At 56.5% G+C, this 23581-nt stretch carries 23 protein-coding genes; 9 read left to right on the plus strand and 14 right to left on the minus strand.

Translation table 11 applies throughout. The features are described 5' to 3' along the window. Positions 1-151 precede the first annotated feature (151 nt). The 7 genes from IEI95_RS06840 to IEI95_RS06870 all read right to left on the minus strand — a co-directional run bounded on the left by IEI95_RS06840 (position 152) and on the right by IEI95_RS06870 (position 7664). Entirely contained in the window at positions 152-880 is a 729-nt protein-coding gene (locus IEI95_RS06840) for a FadR/GntR family transcriptional regulator (protein ID WP_156531932.1), read from the minus strand. Continuing rightward, complete coding sequence (yjfF, locus tag IEI95_RS06845; protein ID WP_156531931.1) at positions 877-1857, minus strand: galactofuranose ABC transporter, permease protein YjfF; 981 nt, start codon at positions 1855-1857, stop codon at positions 877-879. The genes IEI95_RS06840 and yjfF overlap by 4 nt, the downstream gene beginning before the upstream one ends. Then, on the minus strand, positions 1854-2894 hold the full coding sequence (locus tag IEI95_RS06850) for an ABC transporter permease (RefSeq protein WP_156531930.1): 1041 nt from the start codon (positions 2892-2894) through the stop codon (positions 1854-1856). The genes yjfF and IEI95_RS06850 overlap by 4 nt, the downstream gene beginning before the upstream one ends. Further along, on the minus strand, positions 2891-4429 hold the full coding sequence (locus IEI95_RS06855) for a sugar ABC transporter ATP-binding protein (protein WP_156531929.1): 1539 nt from the start codon (positions 4427-4429) through the stop codon (positions 2891-2893). The genes IEI95_RS06850 and IEI95_RS06855 overlap by 4 nt, the downstream gene beginning before the upstream one ends. Before the next feature lie 82 nt (positions 4430-4511). Then, positions 4512-5474: a galactofuranose ABC transporter, galactofuranose-binding protein YtfQ gene (ytfQ, locus tag IEI95_RS06860; RefSeq protein WP_156531928.1), complete on the minus strand. Its 963-nt coding sequence runs from the start codon at positions 5472-5474 to the stop codon at positions 4512-4514. 129 nt (positions 5475-5603) lie between these two features. Continuing rightward, positions 5604-6713 (minus strand): RHE_PE00001 family protein, encoded by a 1110-nt coding sequence (locus tag IEI95_RS06865; protein WP_194416178.1) that lies wholly within the window; start codon positions 6711-6713, stop codon positions 5604-5606. 618 nt (positions 6714-7331) lie between these two features. Then, positions 7332-7664: a hypothetical protein gene (locus IEI95_RS06870; protein ID WP_194416179.1), complete on the minus strand. Its 333-nt coding sequence runs from the start codon at positions 7662-7664 to the stop codon at positions 7332-7334. Positions 7665-9195: 1531 nt separating this feature from the next. Here IEI95_RS06870 and IEI95_RS06875 point away from each other — a divergent pair. Genes IEI95_RS06875 through IEI95_RS06885 form a run of 3 tightly spaced genes read left to right on the plus strand, consistent with a single transcriptional unit; the run spans position 9196 to position 12900 of the window. Beyond that, positions 9196-10692: a sugar ABC transporter ATP-binding protein gene (locus tag IEI95_RS06875; protein WP_194416180.1), complete on the plus strand. Its 1497-nt coding sequence runs from the start codon at positions 9196-9198 to the stop codon at positions 10690-10692. Between the two features lie 16 nt (positions 10693-10708). Next, positions 10709-11767, plus strand: coding sequence for an ABC transporter permease (locus tag IEI95_RS06880; protein ID WP_156531925.1), 1059 nt, complete (start codon positions 10709-10711; stop codon positions 11765-11767). Between the two features lie 38 nt (positions 11768-11805). Beyond that, on the plus strand, positions 11806-12900 hold the full coding sequence (locus tag IEI95_RS06885) for an ABC transporter substrate-binding protein (RefSeq protein ID WP_156531924.1): 1095 nt from the start codon (positions 11806-11808) through the stop codon (positions 12898-12900). 45 nt (positions 12901-12945) lie between these two features. On the opposite strand, the gene IEI95_RS06890 is transcribed toward IEI95_RS06885, so the two are convergent. The 5 genes from IEI95_RS06890 to IEI95_RS06910 all read right to left on the minus strand — a co-directional run bounded on the left by IEI95_RS06890 (position 12946) and on the right by IEI95_RS06910 (position 16568). Next, a complete protein-coding gene (locus IEI95_RS06890; protein ID WP_156532151.1) occupies positions 12946-13932 on the minus strand; it encodes a LacI family DNA-binding transcriptional regulator in 987 nt (328 codons plus the stop codon). Positions 13933-14085: 153 nt separating this feature from the next. Beyond that, positions 14086-14418 carry a hypothetical protein gene (locus IEI95_RS06895; protein WP_156531923.1) on the minus strand — a complete coding sequence of 111 codons (333 nt, stop codon included), beginning with the start codon at positions 14416-14418 and terminating at the stop codon, positions 14086-14088. Further along, positions 14418-15302 (minus strand): NAD(P)-dependent oxidoreductase, encoded by an 885-nt coding sequence (locus tag IEI95_RS06900; RefSeq protein WP_156531922.1) that lies wholly within the window; start codon positions 15300-15302, stop codon positions 14418-14420. Before IEI95_RS06900 ends, IEI95_RS06895 begins: the two co-directional genes overlap by 1 nt. Positions 15303-15304: 2 nt before the next feature. After that, positions 15305-15799, minus strand: coding sequence for a gluconokinase (locus IEI95_RS06905; protein ID WP_156531921.1), 495 nt, complete (start codon positions 15797-15799; stop codon positions 15305-15307). A gap of 10 nt (positions 15800-15809) precedes the next feature. After that, positions 15810-16568 (minus strand): SDR family oxidoreductase, encoded by a 759-nt coding sequence (locus IEI95_RS06910; RefSeq protein ID WP_156531920.1) that lies wholly within the window; start codon positions 16566-16568, stop codon positions 15810-15812. Positions 16569-16676: 108 nt separating this feature from the next. Here IEI95_RS06910 and IEI95_RS06915 point away from each other — a divergent pair, with 108 nt between their 5' ends. After that, positions 16677-17624, plus strand: a complete 948-nt coding sequence (locus tag IEI95_RS06915) for a 2-hydroxyacid dehydrogenase (RefSeq protein WP_194416182.1) — start codon at positions 16677-16679, stop codon at positions 17622-17624. 10 nt (positions 17625-17634) lie between these two features. Further along, on the plus strand, positions 17635-18666 hold the full coding sequence (locus IEI95_RS06920; RefSeq protein WP_156531918.1) for an L-idonate 5-dehydrogenase: 1032 nt from the start codon (positions 17635-17637) through the stop codon (positions 18664-18666). Positions 18667-18722: 56 nt separating this feature from the next. On the opposite strand, the gene IEI95_RS06925 is transcribed toward IEI95_RS06920, so the two are convergent. Further along, positions 18723-19715 (minus strand): bile acid:sodium symporter family protein, encoded by a 993-nt coding sequence (locus tag IEI95_RS06925; RefSeq protein WP_087729710.1) that lies wholly within the window; start codon positions 19713-19715, stop codon positions 18723-18725. A gap of 446 nt (positions 19716-20161) precedes the next feature. Between IEI95_RS06925 and IEI95_RS06930 the strand changes: the two genes are divergently transcribed. After that, positions 20162-20713 carry a DUF4334 domain-containing protein gene (locus IEI95_RS06930; protein WP_158212731.1) on the plus strand — a complete coding sequence of 184 codons (552 nt, stop codon included), beginning with the start codon at positions 20162-20164 and terminating at the stop codon, positions 20711-20713. A gap of 99 nt (positions 20714-20812) precedes the next feature. On the opposite strand, the gene IEI95_RS06935 is transcribed toward IEI95_RS06930, so the two are convergent. Further along, positions 20813-21154, minus strand: coding sequence for a hypothetical protein (locus IEI95_RS06935; protein WP_156531917.1), 342 nt, complete (start codon positions 21152-21154; stop codon positions 20813-20815). Positions 21155-21399: 245 nt separating this feature from the next. Here IEI95_RS06935 and IEI95_RS06940 point away from each other — a divergent pair, with 245 nt between their 5' ends. The 3 genes from IEI95_RS06940 to IEI95_RS06950 all read left to right on the plus strand — a co-directional run bounded on the left by IEI95_RS06940 (position 21400) and on the right by IEI95_RS06950 (position 23569). Beyond that, positions 21400-21717 (plus strand): DUF2934 domain-containing protein, encoded by a 318-nt coding sequence (locus IEI95_RS06940; RefSeq protein WP_156537931.1) that lies wholly within the window; start codon positions 21400-21402, stop codon positions 21715-21717. A gap of 101 nt (positions 21718-21818) precedes the next feature. Then, positions 21819-23294, plus strand: coding sequence for a glycogen synthase GlgA (gene glgA / locus IEI95_RS06945; RefSeq protein WP_194416277.1), 1476 nt, complete (start codon positions 21819-21821; stop codon positions 23292-23294). Next, entirely contained in the window at positions 23291-23569 is a 279-nt protein-coding gene (locus tag IEI95_RS06950) for a hypothetical protein (RefSeq protein WP_156531915.1), read from the plus strand. The genes glgA and IEI95_RS06950 overlap by 4 nt, the downstream gene beginning before the upstream one ends. The last annotated feature ends 12 nt before the right edge of the window (positions 23570-23581 follow it).

Here is a 23581-nt window from a genome sequence, read left to right on the forward strand (position 1 = left end):
ATTCCGTTTGAAAATATCTCAAGCCTCTGACGCATTTGAGATATTTTCAATTCTTCAAGTCGAGGATGCGTCAGCATGTCAGAGACTTGGTATAAGATGGCATGCATTGTCAAAAATGCATGCCATCACACCCGCCCTTGGAGTGGACAGATTACGACATCCTTGCGTGGTCCTGCTCGATGGTGCCAATCATCGCCGCCGCTGCCTCTTCGGTAAGGCCGCGCTCAATGGCGGCGACGAGAGCCCGGTGGCTTTGTAGCACAGAGCTAAGATCGCAGACTTTCCCGTCGCGCACAGCGGGCAAATAAGCGAGCGCATGCGACAGTTCGATCACGCCCTGCAAGGCCCGCAGGAACGGATTGCTTGATGCCTCAGCGATAATCCTGTGCAGCTCGAAATCGGCCAGGCTGAAGCTTTGCGGCTCATCCAGGGCAAGCTCCATCTGCCTCAGCCAGTAATGCATCAGACGGATCTGGTCACCGGTATGATCGCGGGCAGCATCACCAGCCGCCAGCGGCTCCAGAGAGCGCCGTACCTCGCCAAGCCCGCGTAAAAAATCGTCATCCGGCTGGGTTTCGAGACACCAGGCCAACACCTGGCGATCATAGAGGTTCCAGCGACTTTTCTTGGCAACCTTGGTGCCGACCTTGGGCCGGGCTTCCACCAGGCCCTTGGCCTCCAACGTTTTCAAAGCCTCTCGTAGCACAGTGCGCGAAACGCTGAATTCATCCATCAGAGCAGCATCGTTGGGCAGGATGGAGCCAACGGCAAAGCGTCCGGAAATGACGCCAGCTCCGATTTCGTTGATGACGTGAGAGTGGAAATTGCGCGCCGTGATCCGCCCGGAAAGGGAGCGAAGCAGGCTGCCTGGTTCGATCATGCAGACGCCTTTTTCGTCCTCGTCCGTCCATTTCCGGCATGAAATACCAGCTTCTGCAACAGAATGAACATAAACAGCAAAGCACCGATGGCAATCTTCGTCCACCAACTGGAAAGCGTGCCTTCAAAAACAATATAGGTTTGCACCAGCCCTTGTAGCATGACGCCAATCAAGGTGCCGAAGATGAAACCATATCCTCCAGTCAGCAATGTGCCGCCTATCACTACCGCCGCGATGGCGTCAAGCTCTATGCCAACCGCAGCGAGAGGATAACCTGCCGAGGTATAAAGCGAATAGACGATGCCTGCCAGACCGGACAGGAAGGCGGAAAGCGCATAAATGCCAATCGTCACAGGCCCGGTGGGCACCCCCATCAGCGCTGCCGAAACCGGATTGCCGCCGATCGCATAGACGTAGGAGCCGAACCGGGTGCGGTGGGCGATAAAGCCGCAGACCAGAAACGCTGCCAGCATCAACAAACCGATGGCGCTCAACCGGCCTCCGCCGGGCAGGCGAAAATAGGCCTGCGAAATAGCACGGTAAATCGGATGATCGATAGGGATGCTGTCCTGGGTCAAAACCGAGGCGATGCCCCGTGCCAGAAACATCCCCGCCAGGGTGACGATAAAGGGCGGCACCTTCAGGAAATGGATAACCGCCCCCATCACCGCGCCGAAACAGGCCGAAAGTACCAGCACCAGCGGAAAGACCACAATCGGATCGAGCCCCGCATAGCTGATAAGGAGGGCGGTGATAACGCCTGTCAAGCCAATGACGGCGCCGACGGACAGATCGATGCCGCCCGACAGGATGACAAAGGTCGCCCCAACAGCAGCAATGCCCAGAAATGCATTATCCGTCAGGAAATTACCCAGGACACGGGTTGAAAACATGCCGGGATAGCTGATGACACAGAGGGTATAGGCAACGATGAAAATCAGGGTCGTGGCAGCAAGGGGCCGATAGCGCGGGTTCATCCTGTTTTCTCCGGAGCCTGGATTTTAACCTGAGTGTTTTTGGGCAAGACGGCTGGCCGGTGTTTCCAAAAACTGACCAACTCGCTGACGCGGTCCGATTGCAGAACCAGAATGATGATGATCACGCTGGCCTTGACGATGAGATTGAATTCCGGCGGCAGACCGGACACCAGAATGCCGGTATTCATCGCCTGGATAATCACTGCGCCCAAAACCGACATCGGAATGGAAAACCGTCCTCCCAGAAGCGAGGTGCCGCCGATAACGACCGCAAGGATAGCGTCCAGTTCCAGCCACAGCCCGGCATTATTGGCATCGGCGCCGCGAATATCGGCAGCGGCGATGGTGCCGGCGATACCCGCGCAGAGACCGCCAAACGCATAAACCCCAAGAATCAGTGAGCGGCTACGAAGACCGGTATAATTTGCCGCCGAAAGATTGGTGCCGATGGCCTCGATGAACAGACCAATGGCGGTGCGGCGCATGAAAATATGGGCTGACAGCATCAGCACCAGGGCAATCACCACCGGCATCGGGAAACCAAGCAGTGATCCTGTTCCCACGAAAATAAGCGCCGGATCGCTGAAGGTGACAATCGAGCCGGATGTAACCAATTGCGCCAGTCCCCTGCCCGCCACCATCAACACCAGCGTCGCCACAAAAGGCTGAATACCGAGATAGGCGACCAGCAGGCCATTCCAGATGCCGCAGGCGAGCGCCACGGCAAGCGCTGCGGCCAAGGTCACCACCAAGGGCTGGGCTGCGACGGCGCAGGTGGCGGCAACGGCACCCGCCACGGCCATGACCGCGCCGACGGAAAGATCGACACCGCGTGTTGCAATGATGGCTGTCATGCCGATGGCAAGAATGGCAACCGGTGCGCCACGATTGAGCACGTCAATCAGGCTACCGAACAACCGGCCATCGCGCCAGGCGATATCGAAGAAGCCGGGAAACACCATCCAGTTCAACAGCAGGACGGCGATAAGCGCTGCAAATTGCGGCTTCAAGACAGACGACATGGAGCGAATTTTCATGAGAATGCGCCTTCGGACTGGGCAGGCGTGTTGGATTGGGCGGCAATTGTCTGAACGATAACGTCAGGGGCAATATCAGCGCCGTGCAGTTCGGCCACCATGGCCCGGTCCCGCATGACGACGATCCGTGATGAATAGCTCACGACTTCGTCCAGTTCTGACGAAATGACGATCAGCGCCAGGCCATCCTCGCGCAGGCGGCTGATCATTCGGACAATTTCCGCATGGGCTCCGACATCGATACCGCGGGTCGGCTCATCAAGGATCAGGAAGCGAGGATCGGTTGCCAGCCAGCGCGCCAGAATAGCCTTTTGTTGGTTGCCGCCAGACAGAAGCTTGATCGGCAATTCGGCAGACGCGGTGCGAATGTCCAGCGCCTCGATGAATTGCCCGGCGATTTCCATCTGCTCGTCATAGCTCAATGTGCGCAACCAGCCGAGTTTGGCCTGCATGGCGATGATAATGTTTTCCCGAACCGAGAGATCCCCGAAAATACCGTCAGCCTTGCGATCCTCCGGGCAGAAGCCAAACCCCAGATCGATAGCCTGACGCGGCGAGCGGATCTTAAACGACGCTCCATTCAAGGTAAGTTCGCCCTTGTCAGCGGAGTCGATGCCAAACATCAGCCGGGCCATTTCCGTGCGCCCGGACCCGAGCAATCCGGCCACGCCGATTACCTCACCCTTGTGAATGGTGAGCGTGAAGGGTTGCACCTTACCGTCAAGCCCGTAGCCGGTAAATTGCATGAGGCTTTCGCCAACCTCCGCCTCAATCCCGGCGACGGCATCGTGATGCAGGGACAAGTCCTTGCCCAGCATCATCCTGACCAGGGTCGTCCGATTGAGGGTGTCGATCGGTTGGCTGCCGACCAGCTTTCCGTTTCGCAATACGGTGGCGTGGTCGCAGAGCTCGAATACCTGATCCAGGAAATGGGTGATGAAAACGATGGCCAGGCCCCTCGCCTTCAGGCCTCGAACAATTTCGAAAAGCTTCAGCACTTCGGACCGGTCTAGGCTTGCCGTCGGCTCATCCAGGATCAGCACCTTGCCGGAAAGCTCCACGGCGCGGGCAATGGCGATGATCTGCTGTACAGCAACGGAGAAAGTTGAAAGCTCGGCGCGAACGTCGATCTCCAGACCGTAGCCGGAAAGAATGCGGCGCGCTTCACGCTCCATGGTGCGATGATCGACCAGACCGAAACGGCGCGGCTGGCGCCCGATGAACAGGTTGTCGGCCACCGTCATATTCGTCAGTAGATTGACCTCCTGATAGACGGTGCCAATGCCTGCTGCCTGGGCCTGCTGTGGGGTGGAAAAACTCATGGGCGCGCCATCGACAAGAACGGTCCCGGCATCAGGCGTATAAGCTCCGGTCAGGATCTTGATCAGTGTCGATTTGCCCGCGCCATTTTCGCCCAGCAACGCATGCACTTCACCGGGACGGAAGGCAATATCGATAGTGTGCAGGGCGACATGGGCGCCGAATGTCTTGGTAATGGCCGTCGCGGCCAGCACCGCCTGTTGGCTGATCGTCATCGTTTCACCCGGCTATGCCTGTCGATAAAAGAGCAATCCGCGTCCGGCGACACCAGTTGCCGGACGCGGTCAGATTAGGATATCAGTAGCCTAAGCCCTTGCGGCGCTCATATTCACCCTTTGGATCATCCGAGGGAGTGTAGAGCTTGGACTCGGTGATGATGAATTTTTCCGGCTGCTTGCCGTCCTTCAGATAGGCAGCGAGAACATCAAATGCCGGACCGGCCATGTTCGGGGTCAGTTCGACGGAAGCGTTGGCCTCACCAGCCACCATGGCCTGGAAAATATCCGGAACGCCATCGATGGAAACGACCTTGATGTCCTTGCCCGGCTTCAGACCCGCATCCTTGATCGCCTGGATACCACCGACTGCCATGTCGTCATTATGCGCATACATGGCGCAAATGTCCTTGCCGCCATTTTCCGCCTTTAGGAAACCTTCCATCACTTCCTTGCCCTTGGCGCGGGTGAAATCGCCAGTCTGGCTGCGGATGATGGAGATATTGGAATGGCCCTTGATCGCGTCTTCAAAGCCCTTCTTGCGATTGATGGCCGGTGTGGAGCCAACGGTGCCTTGAAGTTCGACGACCTTGCAGGGCTTGTCGCCGACTGACTTCACCAGCCAATCGCCGGCAACCTTGCCCTCCTTGACCTGATCGGAGGCGACGGATGTCAGATAGAGATCCTTCGGTGCATCAATACCGCGGTCCAGCAGGATCACCGGGATCTTGGCTTCCTTGGCTTCGCTCAGCACGTCTTCCCAACCCGTCGCAACAACCGGTGCGATGAGAATGGCATCGACGCCCTGGGCAATAAAGCCACGGATAGCCTTGATCTGGTTTTCCTGCTTCTGCTGCGCATCGGCAAATTTCAAGGTGATCTTGCGCTTTTCGGCTTCCGTCTTTGTAACCGATGTTTCAGCCGCGCGCCAACCGGATTCCGAACCGATCTGCGAGAAACCAACCGTCAGATTGGCCGCGACAGCTGACGAGCAGGCAAGCGCGGTCATGCTCACGCCAAGCGCGAGTTTGCAAAGCTTATTCATGGATGTCCTCCCAAAAAAACGTCACCTCCATGACGTCTGCTTAAATTCATAAGCAGAAATATGAGAGCTGTAAAGCTGATTAGTAGTATTATATATGCTGCATTGCAGCATATACTTTCCACTGCACAATTACAGAATACCCCAGGCACGGTAGCGCCCTCGTCCGGTCAATTCGCGCAGCGGCAATTGCCGGATCAGGCCAAGCGCTCCTTGCGGCGTAATCTCCAGATACTTGGCGACAAGGCCCGCCGATACGAGTGGACGCGACAAGACGAGATCAATCAGGTCGGGTAGCTTTGACGAGCCACGCTTGCCAATAGTCCGCCGCTCCAGATTGCCCCGGGCCAATATCAGCCGGTCATGTTCCTTCAAGCCCAATTGCGCGCCTTTTTCGAATGCCTCAAGAATGGCGAGCAGACGCTGGGTGCGGTTGGGAGATTGGCGCTGTTCACGCGGTACAGCCCGCAATCCGACCGATAGTGCCGGAAGATGAAATTGCGCCACACCGGCCTTTTGCAGATAGGCTGCCGCCAAAAGACGGCCAAGCCAGGGACTATGCTCACTGACCTCCTGGCTCTGCCAGGCATCAAGCAGGCAGGCTGCGGCAAGCACTGGAGGAAGCGCCTGAACGTCGCCTAGCAGTGTCTGCCATTCTGCAAGCCGCGCCTCTTCATTCCAGTCCGGATCATATACCACAGCTTGCGGATCTTCGGCACGCGGTCGCAACCGCATCTTGCCGACATCGTCGAGTACGGTTTCACTTCGCTTCAAAACCGCATCGAAGCGATCCAATTCTGCCTGAAAGGCATCGTCGACGCTGCCTTCGGCAGCAGGTTCCTCAGGCTCGGATATGGCCTGCGGCATAGGCAGCGTCATCTCCTGCGAAAGCCAATTGCCACGACCGCGTAGTCGCAGCAAACCCAACGTGCTGAACGCCCAGGAAGGCTCATGCTGAACAAGCTCTCGACGGCTTCGCAAAATCAGATGGGCAATGGTCAGTTCGTGGGTGGGCGTGCGCGTGTCCATTCGGGCATCATGAAAGACCAAATCTTCCATATGAACCAATTCTCCATCCACCCATAAGGAGGCAATGGCATCGGCATAATGCAGCCGTTCACGCAATCCGCTTCCGACCCCTGAACGAGCAGCGCGCTCATCCAGACGCACAAGTGCTTCACCTGCCGCTGCGAGCGGCAGAACAAGCTTTTGCCAGGGCAATGAGTCGATCACGTAACGCATTGAATTTACGTTACACGAATGAGACAATGAAAAGGAAGGGGGCTTTAGATTTCGTCAGGGATATTGCTAAAATCTACGAAAATTAGCGCCCTGACGTTTTGTAAGCCCATTATGCCACGGTTGGCACCGGATGGAAAGCCCATTTTCGCTTTTCACCAGGCAATGGCGAAAAACATATGCCTACACCTTTTCATGTAGGTTACGGCAAAGGTAGAAAAAATCCTACCTTTCCGTAATAGATTTAACCTCATGGGAACGAGTAAAAACGGAGAACCTTGAGTGATGCAGCATGTCGTTTATATCGCTCCGCGAACATGAGCCACTTTAAGGTATCAATTATCCGCGCACTGGAAGCCTATGAATGGCATTGGGCGATTCTAGTCCCTTGGGGTTAAAATGAACCCTCCATCACAGCTGCAGAATGATTTTATAGCACCCTACCCTGATCGGCTCCCGTTGCCGTTACTACGGCAGTAAGATCTTAGACGCCATGATAAGGGACGAAGGAAATCGATTGCGCGGGTACAGGTCCGTTATAAGAGTGAAGAAGGGCTTCTTCACATTCCGAATACGCTTACAGCGCCTACAGCATGATGCGGGTTTCTTCGCGAATCTGGATTACTCTTTAGTACCGAGATTTTCATCGTCCTGAGAAAAAAGCGATCCAATCATCACGTGTTGCTCGTCGTCATTCTCCGTTGACGACGGACCCGTGACTTTCCTTTCGGCAGCCTCAAGAAGGTTCGCCTGACTTTGGCGCAAATCGAGATGACGGAGAATATCTGCGGCATAGACCGGATTGCTGCGAGGATCATAAAACGCGGCGACCGACACACCCATCTCTCGCCGCTGCGTTTCCAGACGAACCCGTAAGACACGCGCTGCATCACGCACTTCGAAAAATTGCCGCATAATATCGGCCAGTTGGTCTTCATGATCGAAACGAGCCATGGACCCACTCCTTTTTTTATTGGAGCAGTGCGCTGACACGATTCGCATGGCAAAGTCGAGGCAGACCTTAAAAAACTAGGGATGTTTTATCGTGGAGGGCAGGGGCATCTTGTTGGAGCATAAAAGCCAATTGCTTCTGCTCAGAAGAAAACCGCGCGTACGCACTACATTTCGCGCTTGGCTGAGTTATGCACTGGCAGGAGTAAAGAAGTGGTGAATTTTGCGCGCGCTAACCATTTTTTAGTTTGCGCACGCACTCAGGCCACACACCCAAAACGATGCGGAACGCTTAGAGTGAATGGCGGCCTTTGACGCTGCATCTTTTCGAATAGAACTCTCCAAGAGCACCCTCTTCTTTACAGCGCCGAAGCCCGTTTACTGACGTTACGGCAGAAAGAAAGTCACTGTTGACAGCTGTCAACGCCGCTCATTTTCTGACGTTGACAGCTGTCAACAGCGCAAGATCCGCCTCCTTAAAATGCGCCTTCCGCAAAACAAAAAAAACGACTGACCTTCTCTAACCTCCAGACGATCGAAATCTCAGCTCGGGCCAATAGAAACACGCGACGTAGGCGCATCCATAGCAGTACCTTCGTTTAAGCGAACCAATGAGCCACAGGATCAAGCCTCCGCATAAAAGCCTGCTTAAAAGGAAACGTTCAACTCTACGAATTTAGACACCCAGCGAGCAAACGAGCAAGACCCAGACAATTTAAAGGCCGCAAAATCACAAGCACCCAACAATAATATTCCAATGCATGCCCAACAAGACTTCGGGGAAGGGCAGGGCAGCGGGGAACCCATCCGTTACGCCGCATCCAATAAACCGACAACAAGATCGAAACATCTCACGCATTAAACACAAACGTCATCGTGAGAAGTACGTTAAAGTCGCTATAATAAAAACTAGCGCGCTGAGTTCGGCCCAAACGATTAAGACGACAATAATCAAGAGAGGCACGACCCAAGCCTATTTAGATTATCGCTGACCACCAAAAAATGCCCACCAATATTCAAGACATGAACACTCCCGCCACCCCAGCGACGACACCCTAGAAACCAACTGACAACATCACCTTCATGTCAAAGCTCACCTTCATCAAGGCGCCCTTTTTCTCCCCATAGCACCGTTGAAAACGAACCGCGCAAGACCGAAAGCTCTTACAAAGTCCATCGGCTCGGCCCCACTTATAGCGGCACCTCCTAGCCCAGCGCACAATCTGTAAAAGCAAAGCACGACGGAAAAACAGCCACAAAGGTTCGTGACGAAGAGAGACCGAAGCTTTCATGGCTGTTGAATTAAAGCATCGCCTCCCAAAGAGCACTTGCTTCAGCTTGCCCTTCGGAAAACAGGTCTCGACTTCTCCTAGCCCATGACCCTCTGTCATATAGCGTAAAAGTTGTAACTATAATTTTACTACTTAAAGTAATTCCCGCTGATAATCTACCTTTACGTGCTTCTTAGAAGGACACTTGACGACATGTTATCGATAACATACGCTAAGTTTCTGTGACTTTGGGAGGAGTAACAATGGTCGACGAAAAACTACTGGAATTTTGTGCGATCACAAAAACCTTCGGCGGAACGCGCGCCCTGTCAAATGTCTCGCTTGACCTGCGACCCGGTGAAATCCTGGCACTGCTTGGCGAAAACGGTGCTGGAAAATCAACCCTGATCAAGACCCTCGCAGGTATTTACAAGCCAGACACCGGTGAAATCAGATTTCGTGGACAAACCTATAATCACCGGCCACCAAAGCCAAACCAGCGCCAACCCGTTGCCTTCATTCATCAAGATCTCGGCCTGATCGAATGGATGACCGTTGCCGAAAATGTCGGCCTTGCCCAAGGCTACTCACTACGCAACCGCCTTATCAATTGGAAACAAACCGAACAGCGGACCGCCGAAGCCCTTGCTCTCGTCGCCTGCAACTTCGATCCCTCCACACGTATCCAGAGCCTGACACGGACAGAAAAATCACTGGTCGCCATTGCCCGTGCACTCGCCGTCGAAGCCGACGTGCTGGTATTGGACGAACCGACTGCGAGCTTACCGGCTGATGAAGTCGAAAAACTCTTTGCGGCGATCCGCCCTTTAAAAGAACGTGGCGTGGCGATGATCTATGTCTCACATCGCCTTGATGAAATCTTCCGCATCGCCGACCGCGTCGCCGTCCTGCGAGATGGACAGCTGGTTGGTGAAAAGCCCGTAACCCAAACAACGCCTGATGAATTGATCAGGATGATCGTCGGGCGCAAGGCCGACCAGCTCTTCACCAAGAGCACAAGTCCAGCAGGACCCGCCATCGTCACCGTCAGAAATCTCGCCTGCCACGGCGCAGGGCCGGTTTCTTTCGACATCCGCCAAGGTGAATTGCTCGGACTTGTCGGACTGCGCGGCGCGGGTCATGAATTGGTCGGTCGCGCACTATTCGGCGCAGAGCCCGCCTCCGGCTCCGTTACGATTTCCGGCCGCCCTGTCGATCTCACCAACCCCTCAACAGCCATGGCAAGCGGGGTCGGATTGATCGCCCGCGACCGAACAGAAGAATCGGTCGCCATGTCCTTGAGCCTGCGGGAAAACACCTTCATCAATCCTGCCGCTTCGGGACGCCGTCTCCTTTCCTTTCTGACCCCTGCCAAGGAAGCCGCGCAAGCCTATGCGATTGGCGCGCGCGTCGGCTTGCGGCCCAACGACCAGAGCCTTGCCATAGAAGCGCTTTCCGGTGGCAACCAGCAAAAAGTCGTTGTGGGTCGCTGGCTGGCAACAGGACACCGCCTGCTGGTGGCCGAAGATCCGACCGCCGGTGTCGATGTTGGCGCCAAGGCCGATATCTATCGCCTGATCGCCGAGGCCGTCGAGGGGGGATTGGCTGTCCTGGTGGTCTCCACCGATTTTGAAGAAATCGCCCATATCTGCCAGCGGGCGCTGGTATTTTCTCGCGGCCAAATTTTGAGAGAGCTGAGCGGGCCGGACCTGACAACAGAAGCGGTGATCGCCGCAGCCTCCGCCTCGGACGCGGCCTGAACCTGGGAGAGAACCAATGCAATCCATCGAATCCAACGCGCTGGAGCCGACGCGAGCCGAGCTTTCCGGCATGAGCACAGCGCAGAAAATCCAACGTCTGCTGCCAGTTTACGGTCTCGTCATATTGACCGTGGGGCTGATCCTGTTGTTTTCCATTCTTTTGCCACAGACCTTTCCGACCGTTCTGAACCTACGCTCAATCATCTCTGACAAGACGATCATTGCCATCCTGTCACTGGCGGCGATGATCCCCATGGCAGCGGGACGGATCGACCTCACCATTGGCTATGGCATCGTGCTCTGGCACGTGCTGGCCATCAGCCTGCAAACCATGTTCGGCCTGCCTTGGCCGGTGGCCGTGTTGATCGTCATTTCACTCGGTGCCTTTACTGGCTTTCTCAATGGCCTTCTGGTCGAAGTCGCCAAGATCGATAGTTTCATTGCCACACTTGGCACCGGCACAGTGCTTTACGCCATCGCGCTCTGGCATACCGGCGGGCGACAGGTGGTCGGCATGTTGCCGCAAGGCTTTTATAGCCTGAATGGTACAATGGTTTTCGGCCTGCCAATTACCGGATTCTATGTCCTGGTGTTGGCAGTCATAATGTGGCTGGTGCTCGAATACACACCGCTTGGACGATACGTCTACGCCATCGGAGCCAATCCGAAGGCCGCCGCGCTGAACGGCATTCCCGTTCGCCGCTTCGTTATCGGTGCCTTTGTCACGTCAGGCACACTCGCCGCAGTGGCGGGCGTGCTGCTCGCCTCAAAGCTGCGGATCGGCCAGGCCAGCGTCGGATTGGAATATCTGCTCCCAGCTCTGGTTGGCGCTTTTCTTGGCTCCACCACCATCAAGCCTGGCCGGGTCAATGTCTGGGGTACTATGATCGGCGTGATTATTTTGGCCGTCGGCATTGCGGGCATCCAGCAGATCGGCGGGTCCTTCTATGTCGAGCCATTGTTTAACGGCGTCACCCTGCTGGTCGCCATCGGCATTGCTGGCTACGCACAACGGCGGCGCAGCCTGTCGGGTCGCATGGCGGCACCCAGCACGCCTCAACCTAAGCAACAATAACAGCATCGAGTCAATAATTTCCAGAGGGAGGAATGGACATGAAACGCAGACATATCCTGCAAGCAACCGGCGCCTTGATCCTGCTTACGGCGGGCAACGCCTGGGCCGATCCGATGGCAGAAGCCAAGGCCGTGGTCGATAAATATGCCAGCAAGGTCACGACTTGGGACGGACCGAAAAGCGCCCCAAAACCACAGCCGGGAAAAACCATTGTTGTTCTGGCTGGTGACCTGAAAAATGGTGGCATTCTGGGTGTCAGCAATGGCGTCGAGGAAGCCGCCAAGGCCATAGGCTGGCAGGTCAAGGTGCTGGATGGCGCAGGCTCGATCGGTGGGCGTACCGCAGCTTTCGGTCAGGCCATGGCCTTGAAGCCTGATGCCATCATCATCGACGGTTTCGATGCCGTTGAACAGGCTCCGGCTCTGGAACAGGCGAAAGCCAACAAAATCCCGCTGGTCGCCTGGCATGCCGGTCCCACCATCGGACCGGACGAAAAGAACGGCCTGTTCGCCAATATCAGCACTGACGCCATGGAAGTGTCGAAAGCTGCCGCCAATTGGGCCTATGTCGATGCCAAGGGCAAGCCGGGCGTCATCATCTTTACCGACTCCACCTATGCTATCGCCATAGCCAAGGCTGACAAGATGAAGGCCGAAATCGAGCGGCTGGGCGGCAAGGTTCTGGCCTATGTCGATACGCCGATTGCCGAAACCTCGCAGCGCATGCCACAGCTCACCACTTCGCTGTTACAAAAATACGGCGACAGCTGGACCCATTCTCTGGCCATCAACGACCTTTACTTCGATTTCATGGGGCCGTCGCTCGCCTCGGCAGGGAAGGGGGGAACCGATGCACCGATCAATGTTGCCGCAGGGGATGGTTCCGAATCCGCCTATCAGCGCATCCGCGCTGGCCAGTACCAGAAGGTGACGGTGGCCGAACCCTTGAACCTGCAAGGCTGGCAATTGGTGGATGAGCTAAACCGCGCCCTCAACGGCGAAAAATGGTCCGGCTATATGTCGCCGCTGCATGTGGTGACCGCCGACAATGTCGAATTCGATGGCGGACCGAAAAACAGCTTCGATCCCGACAATGGCTATCGGGATGCCTATAAGAAGATCTGGGGCAAATGAGCTGATACCCGTGCCATGCGCCTTCACTGGCGCATGGCTTTACCATCATAGACTGCTGTCACGCAGGATCAGTTCGGGCGTAATGGTAATGTTTCCCGCCAATGGCCGCCCGTCCAGCAGATCCAGGATCAGCCGCGCTGCTTTTTCGCCGATGTCGCGGGAAAAGGCATTGATGGTGGTAATCGTCGGCACGGAAATTGCGCCGATTTCATAATTACCAAACCCGGCAATGGCGATCCCCTCTGGCACGGCGATGCCACGCCGCTGACATTCCGTCAAAGCCCCAAATGCAGACAGGTCGGATACACAAATCACCGCGTCGGTATCGGGAAGGGTTTCCAGTAACCGTGCCATGGCATTCGCCCCTTCGCGCATCGAGATCGGTGGCGGACCGGCAGCGATCAATCGCGATGCATCCAGCCCATGGCGGGTCATGGCACCAATAAACCCGTTGCGGCGATCACTACCGCGTGTGTCTCTCCCGACATCACCGCCAATGAAGGCCAGTCGCCGATAACCAACAGCAACAAAATGATCGACCATGGCGCAGACCGCACCGGCATTGGAAAATCCAACATAATGGCCTATCGGCTCGGACGGCACATCCCAGGTTTCGATCACCGGAATATGGGCATTGGCCAGTAATTTGCGGGCACGGGGCGTATGCTTGCCACCGGTCACAACAATGGCCTGCGGCTTACGGCGCAGCAATTGCTCGATCAGCCGTTCTTCCTCCTGCATATCGTAATTGGTATAACCAAGCAGAATTTGCATTTTCCGGGTAGCGAGCGTTTCCGAAAGACCACCAACCGTATCGGCGAAATTGGCATTATTGATCGAGGGAATAGTAACCGCAACAAAATCGGAGCGCTGTGACCTTAGATTGGAGGCAGTGGAATCAAACACATAGCCAAGATCCTCCGCCGCCAGTAAAATGGCATCGCGGGTTTCCTTGCTGATCAGACTATCAGTCTTGAAGGCCCGCGACACCGTCATCGGCGACACACCCGTGACGCGGGCAATATCGGCCATGGTTGGCGGTTTGCGGAAATCAGTCACCCAATGGCCCCCGTTATGGTTATCAGCGCGTTACACTGCGTTTATAAGGCGCGTAAAAGCCAGATAAAAGCATTCCCAATCGGCAAACCCACCCCAAACAGGGGAGGGGAAGCCACAGGCGTCTGATCAGAGCGCGAATTCGTTGGCAAGCGTCACATGATGATGGATGCGTCCATCGAAAAACTGCGAGAGCACCGCTTCTGTTGCCGCACGAGCTTCGGCGCGAACCGGGCTGGCCAGCGCGGCCTCGACCGCCTCCATATCCGGATAGTTGATCGCCAGTATCATCGGAAATTCCGGTGCGCCATCATCACGGGCCTCGGCAAACGACACTCTGACATCAATCGCCTTCGGAAACTGCTTCCATTTCGGCAAGATGGTTTCGAGAACAGCAGCCCGGAATGCCTCCGTCTGCCCCGGCTTTACCGTACCTTCAAACAAGGCGTAACGTGTGATCATTAGGAGGTCTCCCTTTTTGCTCCGGTGAAAAATTCCATCAACATCGCCTGGTCTTCTCCACCCAAGCCTGCCGCTGTCAGCATGCGGTGCACCTCGGCGCAGACTGCCGTCAACGGCATGGCCGTATTGGTGCGCCGCGCCAGATCCTGCGCGCCGTTCAGGTCCTTGACCATATTATCGATCCGGCCCGTGCGACGATAATCCTTGGTGACATACCGTGGCATATATTCCTGGAGGATGGCGCTATCGGCCCGGCCGCCCTTCAAAGCCTGCGGGATTTTCGCGGCATCGACCCCGGCGTCCAGCGCCAATTGCGTTGCCTCGGCCACAGCCAGGAAATTCAGGCCACACAGCACCTGGTTGATCAGCTTGGTGGTTTGGCCAGCACCCACCGGCCCCATATGGGTATAGTTGGATGCGACATGCTGCAAAACCTGATGAGCATCGGCCACGTCCTGCTCTGTCCCGCCAGCCATCAACGTCAATTCACCAACCGCTGCCTTGGGCGCACCGCCAGAAAGCGGGCTATCGACCCAGCGCAACCCCTTTTCCGCCGCATCCCCAGCCAATTGCCGGGTTGCCTCTGGGTCGATGGAGGACATGTCGATAATCAACGTCCCGGGTTTCGCGCCGTCCGCCACTCCGTCCTTGCCGAACACCGCGGCCCGAATGATGTGCGGCGCATTGAGGCTGAGAATAACATAATCGGAGCGCGACGCCGCCTCCGCCGCAGTCTGTGCAGATAACGCACCAAGCGCGGTCAACTCCGCCACCTTTTCAGCATTGAGGTCGAAGACCGTCAGTTGGTTGCCGGTCTCAACCAGCCTTCTGCCGATTGCGCCGCCCATGGCACCCGCGCCGATCAGCGCCACTGTGTTGGTCATGATCATTCCTCCCCTATGGCCGAAACAATCGCCGCAACGAGACTGTCAAGCGGCTGATCGATATCGACGGTCACCGCCTGTTCATCCGCAAGCGGCGGCTCAAGCGCTGCAAATTGGCTGTCGAGCAGCGAGGCAGGCATGAAATGCCCTGGTCGCTCGGTGACACGTCCGGCAATCACGGCATGGCTGCCAGCCAGATGGATGAAACGCACAGCACCACCAGCCTTTTCCCTGATCCTGTCGCGGTAAGCCCGCTTCAACGCCGAACATCCGATAATGGTCACGCCTTGTTCCCCGGCAAGGCGGGTTCCGACCGCCTCCAACCATGGCCATCGATCCGCGTCATCAAGCGGAATGCCCGCCTGCATCCGGGCAATGTTTTGCGGCGGATGCAGGTCGTCCCCGTCGATATAGACCGCCCCGAGCCTTGCCGCCAATGCAGCACCAACGGAGGATTTCCCGCAGCCGGACACGCCCATGAGGACAAGCTTTGTCATCGCCCCGCTCCTAGAGCGAGGCCGTGATGCCGCCATCGACATACAGAACATGGCCGTTGACAAAAGATGATGCGCCAGACGCCAGGAAGATGCAGGCACCCACCAGTTCCTCAACCTTGCCCCAGCGCCCTGCTGGCGTACGTTTTTCCAGCCATGTGGAGAAATCAGGATCGGCAACCAGCGCTGCATTCAGCGGCGTATCGAAATAGCCTGGCGCGATGGCATTGCATTGCAGCCCATATTTTGCCCAGTCGGTCGCCATGCCCTTGGTGAGATTGCCGACCGCGCCCTTGGTGGCCGTGTAAGGAGCAATCGAAGGCCGGGCCAGCGCCGTCTGCACACTGGCGATATTGATGATCTTGCCAGCGCCGCGCTTGATCATATGGCGGGCCGCAGCTTGGCCGACATTGAAGACGCTGGAAATATTGGTGCGCAACAACCGCTCGAAAGCGTCAGCCGGAAACTCCTCCAGAGGGCCGCGAAACTGCATGCCGGCATTATTGACGAGAATGTCGATAGGGCCTTTTTTGGCCTCGAAGCCATCGACGGCATCGCGCGACGCCTGATGATCGGTGACGTCGAAAGCCAGAATATCACAGCCATCGCCGATCAGGGCGGCGGCGGCGGCAAGTTTGGCTTCATCGCGTCCATTCACGATGACGGTCGCGCCCGCCGCCCGCAAACCTTGCGCCAGGGCAAAGCCAATGCCTTGCGAAGACCCTGTCACCAGCGCGCGGCGTCCCGTCAGATCGAAAAGACCAAGCGACATGGCATCCTCCACTTTTATCTCGACAACATTTGTTGAACCTGTTTATGTTATCGATAACATTTCCTGTCAAGTTTTTTAGAACAGGTTCATCAAGGAGAGGAAAAGAAAGTGGCAAAGCCGGAGATTTTGCAGGTCGGACCCTATCCCGCCTGGGATGAAGGCCCTTTGAACGACCAGTTCACCGTGCACCGCTATTTTGATGCAGCCGACAAGAACGCCTTCCTTGCTCACGTCGGACCAAGCATTCAAGGCATTGCCACAAGGGGCGAACTCGGTGCTGACCGCGCCATGATAGACGCCTGCCCGAAGTTGGAAATCATCTCGGTCTACGGGGTCGGCTATGACGCTGTCGATCTCGCCGCCTGCCGTGACCGCGGCATCCGCGTCACCAATACGCCCGATGTGTTGACCAATGACGTCGCCGACCTTGGCATAGCAATGATGCTGTGCCAATCGCGGGGCATGATCGGCGCTGAGACCTGGGTGAAGGATGGCAGCTGGGCTGCAAAGGGCCTTTATCCGCTGAAACGTCGGGTCTGGGGCAGGCGGGCAGGGGTGCTGGGCCTTGGCCGCATCGGCTTTGAGGTCGCCAAGCGCCTCAAAGGCTTCGATATGCAGATTTCCTACAGCGATGTCTCAGCCAAGCCATATGCCGAGGGCATGACATTCGTTGCCGACCCGGTGAACCTGGCAAAAAACTCGGACTTCCTATTCGTCACGCTGGCTGCATCCGCCGATACACGGCATATCATCGGACGCGATGTCATCGAGGCGCTAGGACCGGAGGGTATGCTGATCAACATTTCCCGTGCCTCGAATATTGATGAAGCCACCTTGCTGGAAGCACTCGAAACCGGACGGCTTGGCTCCGCCGCGCTGGATGTGTTCGAAGGTGAGCCCAAGCTAAATCCACGCTTCCTGGCGCTGGACAACGTCCTGCTCCAACCCCACCACGCCTCCGGCACGCTTGAGACCCGCCAGGCCATGGGCCAATTGGTCCGCGACAATCTAACCGCACATTTCGCCGGCCAGGCTCTGCCCACCCCGGTTTTATGAGGATAAATCCATGAAAGCCATTGTTGCCCATGCAGCAAAAGACGTTCGCATCGAAGAGGTGGACGAGGTCGAGCCCGGTCACGGCGAAGTAAAACTGCGGCTTGCCACCGGCGGCATCTGCGGCAGCGACCTGCACTATTACAATCACGGTGGTTTTGGTGCTGTAAGACTGAAACAACCGATGATCCTCGGCCATGAAGTCTCGGCCTATGTCGAGACATTGGGGGCAGGGGTCACAGGACTGGAGATTGGCCAACTCGTCGCCGTCTCACCGTCACGACCGTGCCACACCTGCGCCTATTGCCAGGAAGGTCTGCACAATCAATGCATCAATATGCGGTTTTACGGCAGCGCCATGCCCTTTCCGCATATCCAGGGTGCGTTCCGGCAAAGCCTTGTCGCCGATGCCAGCCAATGCGTGGTCGCGGATGGACTGAGCGCGGGGGAGGCGGCGATGGCCGAACCGCTGGCCGTCACATTGCATGCAACGCGGCGGGCAGGCGAAATGCTCGGCAAGCGGGTTCTGGTCACCGGTTGCGGCCCGATTGGCGTTTTGTCGATCATTGCCGCTCGCAGAGCCGGAGCGAAAGAAATCGTTGCCACCGATCTCTCGGACTTCACGCTAGCATTGGCCAAGGCGGCGGGTGCTGACCGGGTGATCAACACCGCAGCCCAGCCGGACGGCCTTGCAGAATACGCTGTGGGGAAAGGCACATTCGATGTGCTTTACGAATGCACCGGCGTTGCCTCGGCGCTAGCAGGCGGAATTTCCGCCATGCGCCCACGCGGCGTCATCATGCAACTCGGACTTGGCGGCGACATGACACTGCCGATGATGGCGATTACCGCCAAGGAGCTTGACCTGCGCGGCTCCTTCCGGTTCCACAGTGAATTTGCGGTCGGGGTGGAGCTGATGCGCAAGGGACTGATCGACGTTAAGCCGCTGATTACCCACACCGTGCCTCTGGAAGACGCACTTTCAGCCTTCACCATCGCATCCGACCGGAGCAAGGCCATGAAAGCTCAAATTGCCTTTTCCTGAGAATAGCTTCAAGGCGAGGATGCACCAGCATGTCAGATGCTTAGTATAAAAGCGCATCAGGCCGAAGCAACCACCACTTCGGCTTCTTTCAACTTGCGCTTTTCCGCATATTTCTGGGCGATCACCGCGCAAGCCATCAGCTGGATCTGGTGAAACAACATCAATGGCATGACGATGGCACCGATGCTTTGTCCGGCAAAAATCGCGCTGGCCATCGGCACGCCGGAGGCCAGGCTTTTCTTTGAGCCACAAAAGGTGATGGCAATTTCATCCTCCTTGGAAAAGCCGAGCAACCGGCTGCCGAAGGTGGTGATGATCAGCGCCAATGCCAGCAAGACGATATCGACCACGACGACCGCGCCAATATCGGCCAGCGAGAAATGCTTCCAGATCCCCTCGATGACCGCCTCGCTGAAGGCGGCATAAACCACCATCAGGATTGAGCCGCGATCAATTGGCGACAGCAAGGATTTGCGCGCCCTGACCCAATTGCCGATAAAGGGTTGCAGCAACTGCCCCACAATGAACGGAAGCAGCAATTGCACGAAGATTTGCAAGACCGCATCGAGCGAAATCCCCCCATGGCCACCGGCCGATAGCAGCAGCCCGCAGAGCAGGGGGGTGAGGATCATGCCGAAAATATTAGAGGCCGAGGCTGAACAGATCGCCGCTGGCACATTGCCGCCTGCCATGGAGGTAAAGGCAATCGACGATTGGACGGTCGATGGCAGGACACAGATATAAAGAATGCCAAGATAAAGCGAGGACGGCAGGAAGCCCTGCACGAAAAACCCCAGCCCGAGGCCGAGCAAAGGAAAGATCACGAATGTCACGGCCAGGATCGACAGATGCAGTCGCCAATGCAGCATCCCGGCAATCACGACATCGCGCGACAGGCGGGCGCCATGCAGAAAAAACAGCGCCGCAATCGCAACTTTCGTTGCCCAGCCGAAATAAACGGCCGGCTGCCCGCTGATCGGCAAGACTGAAGCCAGAGCTACTGTAAGCACAAGCATCAGGGTGAATTTATCGGGTAAAAACCGCGTCATAATCGCCGCTCGTCCATTCTTCACTGACAATGCGAGGGCAATGGCGCCTCTTGGCATTTGTCATATGTCAACTATTTCACGCCTTAGGGAGTAGGCCATTCATCTCAACGATGCAAACCCCACTGGTGCACACCTGCCATCACTTTTCAGCGTTTCAAACAAATCCGGTCATACATCCGGCTCGTTTTCTGAAGGCGGATCAAAGGGATCAAAGGCTTGAAATATTCGCAAACACAATACCTCACCCAGGTTCAACGCAGCGTGACAGCCCCAAGAGGAACAAATGCCGTGAAGTGATGTTGATAGCAGCAACGCATAATTGCCGCATAGAAAGCGCAACAAGCAAAAAGTCCAGAACCATCACCCGGACAGGAGTCTCATGAGGCAAGGGAAAACGTCATGCAATGCGCCGGACCGGAAACTCTAGAAAGCGGGAACACATTGCCGTGACCACACAGGCTTTTGCAGATACGGACTGGCTGACCCAATGGCAACAGCATGGCACAACGGGCGAAGAAGCAATTGCCAGGTTTCTCCAACTGCCTGCCCTTGAAGTCGATGACATGATCGGCATGTGGGTCGGGCAGGAGTTAGCGACAAATCATCCTATAGATGGCCTGATGCCGCCTTTTGGTTGGCACGGAAAGAATTTCGTCTCTGCCGACGAAGGGCATCCGCTTATCATGCGCGACCGTTTCGGTTTCTATCCGTTAAACCCGTTCTTCATTCCACTGCGGCTTTTGCTGGCATCACCTAGACTGTTCAACAACGTCGTGGGAAGGGTGGCAGTCCGTAACCTAGGGCGGTTTTTTGCCTCGGGCCGGCCAAAAGCAAGACTAAGGCCCGTCGCCCTGGGCGGCACTGTCAGTGCAGCGATGATCTATGACGAAAAGCCGATCATTGACCATTTTCGCCGTATCGATGACCGCCGCTGTCTCGGACTGATGGAGCATCGTGATTTCGACAGGCCATTCTTCTTTTTGCTGACCCGCGAGTGACGCACATACCTTTGCGCGCACAAGCCCTCAGTCGGCCCCTCAGTCGGCGTTGACAGATGTCAACCTGTCAACTTTTGGCCAACCGGTCTTATGCCATGATCAGTTGTCATTATTTCCCGTACCACCGATGGTGCTGGTCGTCGCCATCGAGACAGGGTCACTGGCAGGGAAGGTATCTTCCAGGGCATCGTTGAGATCACGGTCCCCCTCATCCCGCCGGGCTTGGTCGGCGTGGCGTGTACCGCCCTCAACGACCTCTTTTGTGCTGATTTCCTCCAGCAAAGACCTGGCTGCCTCAGGCGCATTTTCGCGTGTCAGAGACCGTCCTTCGCTTTGTTTGAGTTGTACGGAGACCACATCGCCACTGTCGGAAACAAACTCGACATTGTATCCAGACCGTCCGCCCTTTTCAGGATGCACCAAGGTGCCAATCAATTCCATTGTCTTCTCCTTTGTCCCACTGTCTTCTCTTCGTGTGTGACGCTCGGGTCGAAAACAGATGGGCGAGGGTTATTGTTCCTGAAAAAGCGATAATTCCTTGTCTGCCAAGGGCGTTGATGGACCGCATCTCTACGCCCTTCTGCCTATCCGTGAAGTCAGCGATGAAAATTTCACTAAATGACCGCCGTTCGCGGAACAGAAACGGCCGATTTCACGTTAGAGGGGTGGTCAATGGGAGATAAACGATGAAGCCGTCCGACAAAGAGTGGATCGAAAAGCGAGCCTATAGCCTTTGGGAAGAAGAGGGCAAGCCACACGGGAAGGACGATGCCCATTGGCAACAGGCCCATCGTGAATTTTACGAACTTTCGCAATCTGCGCAAAAGGCCAAGGCAGGCGCGCTCAAGCGCGCGAGCCAGGCCGCCAAAACGCAAACTTCTAAGGCTCCAACGACCAAGGCTCAGGCCGCCAAGACCAGACAAAGCCCAGAAGCTGAGATCGCCGATGCGCACCAAGATCCAAAGCCTGCCGCAGCGACGAAACGCAAGCGAAAGATAATCTGATGGCACCTGTTTTTTCAGACCGGCAGGACATGGCGACCGCTGCGGCTGGAATCCGCTGCCTTCCGCAACGCATGCAGAAAGGCAATGTCATCGATCAGAGTCTGCGATCGCTCTCCGTCACTTCGGAAATTTTTCCACTCGTTAAAACTGGCGGTCTCGGCGATGTCACGGGCGCTCTGCCAAAGGCGCTCGCCAATTTTGGTGTAGCCACCCGGACACTGATTCCAGGCTATAGCAATGTCCGCAGATTGATCCGGGACCAACCGCCGCTGTTGGTTTTCGAAGACCTTCTTGGCGAATCCGCCGCGCTCTATGCCGCAAGCATTCATGGTCTCGACCTTTTCATACTCGATGCGCCGCAATTGTTCGACCGTCCGGGTGGCCCTTATGTGGACGAGAACGGCCTTGACCATGCCGACAATTGGAAGCGATTTGCGGTCCTGTCTCTGGCCGCCGCCGAAATTGCCGCTGGCAGCCTGCCGGGCTGGGTTCCCGATGTCGTTCACACTCATGACTGGCAAACTGCTCTGACCTCCGTCTATTTGCGGCACATGGATTGCACAACGCCTGTGGTCTTGACCATTCACAATCTGGCCTTCCAGGGCCAGTTCAATGCTGCCCTGCTGCCCTCCATCGGACTGCCGCCAAGCGTGATGTCGACGGACTGCATGGAGTATTATGGGGATATCAGCTACCTGAAGGGTGGTCTGATGACGTCGAGCATGATCACCGCCGTCAGCCCGACTTATGCCCGCGAAATCCTTTCGCCACGCTTTGGCATGGGCCTTGAGGGCGTTCTCAGGCAGCGCAAGGACAAGCTGCGCGGCATCGTCAATGGCATCGATCCGGAAATCTGGAACCCGGCCACCGATCCGCATCTGTTCTCCCGTTTTGATCAGAAAACCATCGGCCTCAAACGGTTGAACAAGGTGGATTTGCAAAACCAGTTCGGCCTGGACAATGATGATGGTCCACTGTTTGCCGCCATTACCCGTATTACATGGCAAAAAGGGATGGATATGCTGGCAGAAGCCGCCAGCGAGATCATCGACGGCGGCGGTAAGCTGATCGTGCTCGGGCAGGGGGATCGCGGGCTGGAACAGGCGCTGATCGAGACCGCACAGCGTTTTCCTGGCCGCATGGCCGTCAAGATCGGCTATGACGAGGAAACCGCGCATCGCATTCACGGTGGTGCCGATTCCATCATTCAGCCATCGCGTTTCGAGCCCTGCGGCCTGACGCAGCTTTATGCCCTGCGCTATGGCTGCGTGCCGGTGGTATCACGCACTGGCGGGCTGGCGGAAACCATTATCGATGCCAATGACGCGGCAATGTCTGCGAAGGCGGCAACTGGTTTTCAGTTCGACCAGATCACCACCGAAGGCCTGCGTCATGCGCTTCGCCGGGCGCTAGATGCCTATGCAGTACCCCGCCATTGGCGGCGGTTGCAGCTTCAAGCCATGCGGGCGCATTACAGCTGGGAGCGAAGCGCCGAACAATATGCTGCCCTTTACAATGCCGTCACCCATCGCCGTACCCCAGCGCGGACCAAGCCGGCTCGGAGCCTGCATTCATGACGGACGCAACGCCGGAAACCATGCGGGGGCGTATCAACGCCCACCGCGAATTGTTGATTTCACTGCTGACAGCAAGCCTGCAAGGACCGGAAGCATTGAAAGGTCTGATCAGCAATCTGGAGCAGGAAAGCCTGCTTAGCGACGGCCAGGAAGATCCCGGTGCGGTTCCAAACCAGGCGCTTTCCGAAGTTGCTGCCAAGGCGCGCGAAACCAGCGATATTCTTCAGGCAGCCAAGGCCCGCGCGGCAGACACAAGCACAGAACCGCTCTCCTGAAGCAGCAGAGCA

Origin of the sequence: Agrobacterium vitis (assembly GCF_014926405.1) — a bacterium.
Lineage (GTDB): Bacteria > Pseudomonadota > Alphaproteobacteria > Rhizobiales > Rhizobiaceae > Allorhizobium > Allorhizobium vitis_H.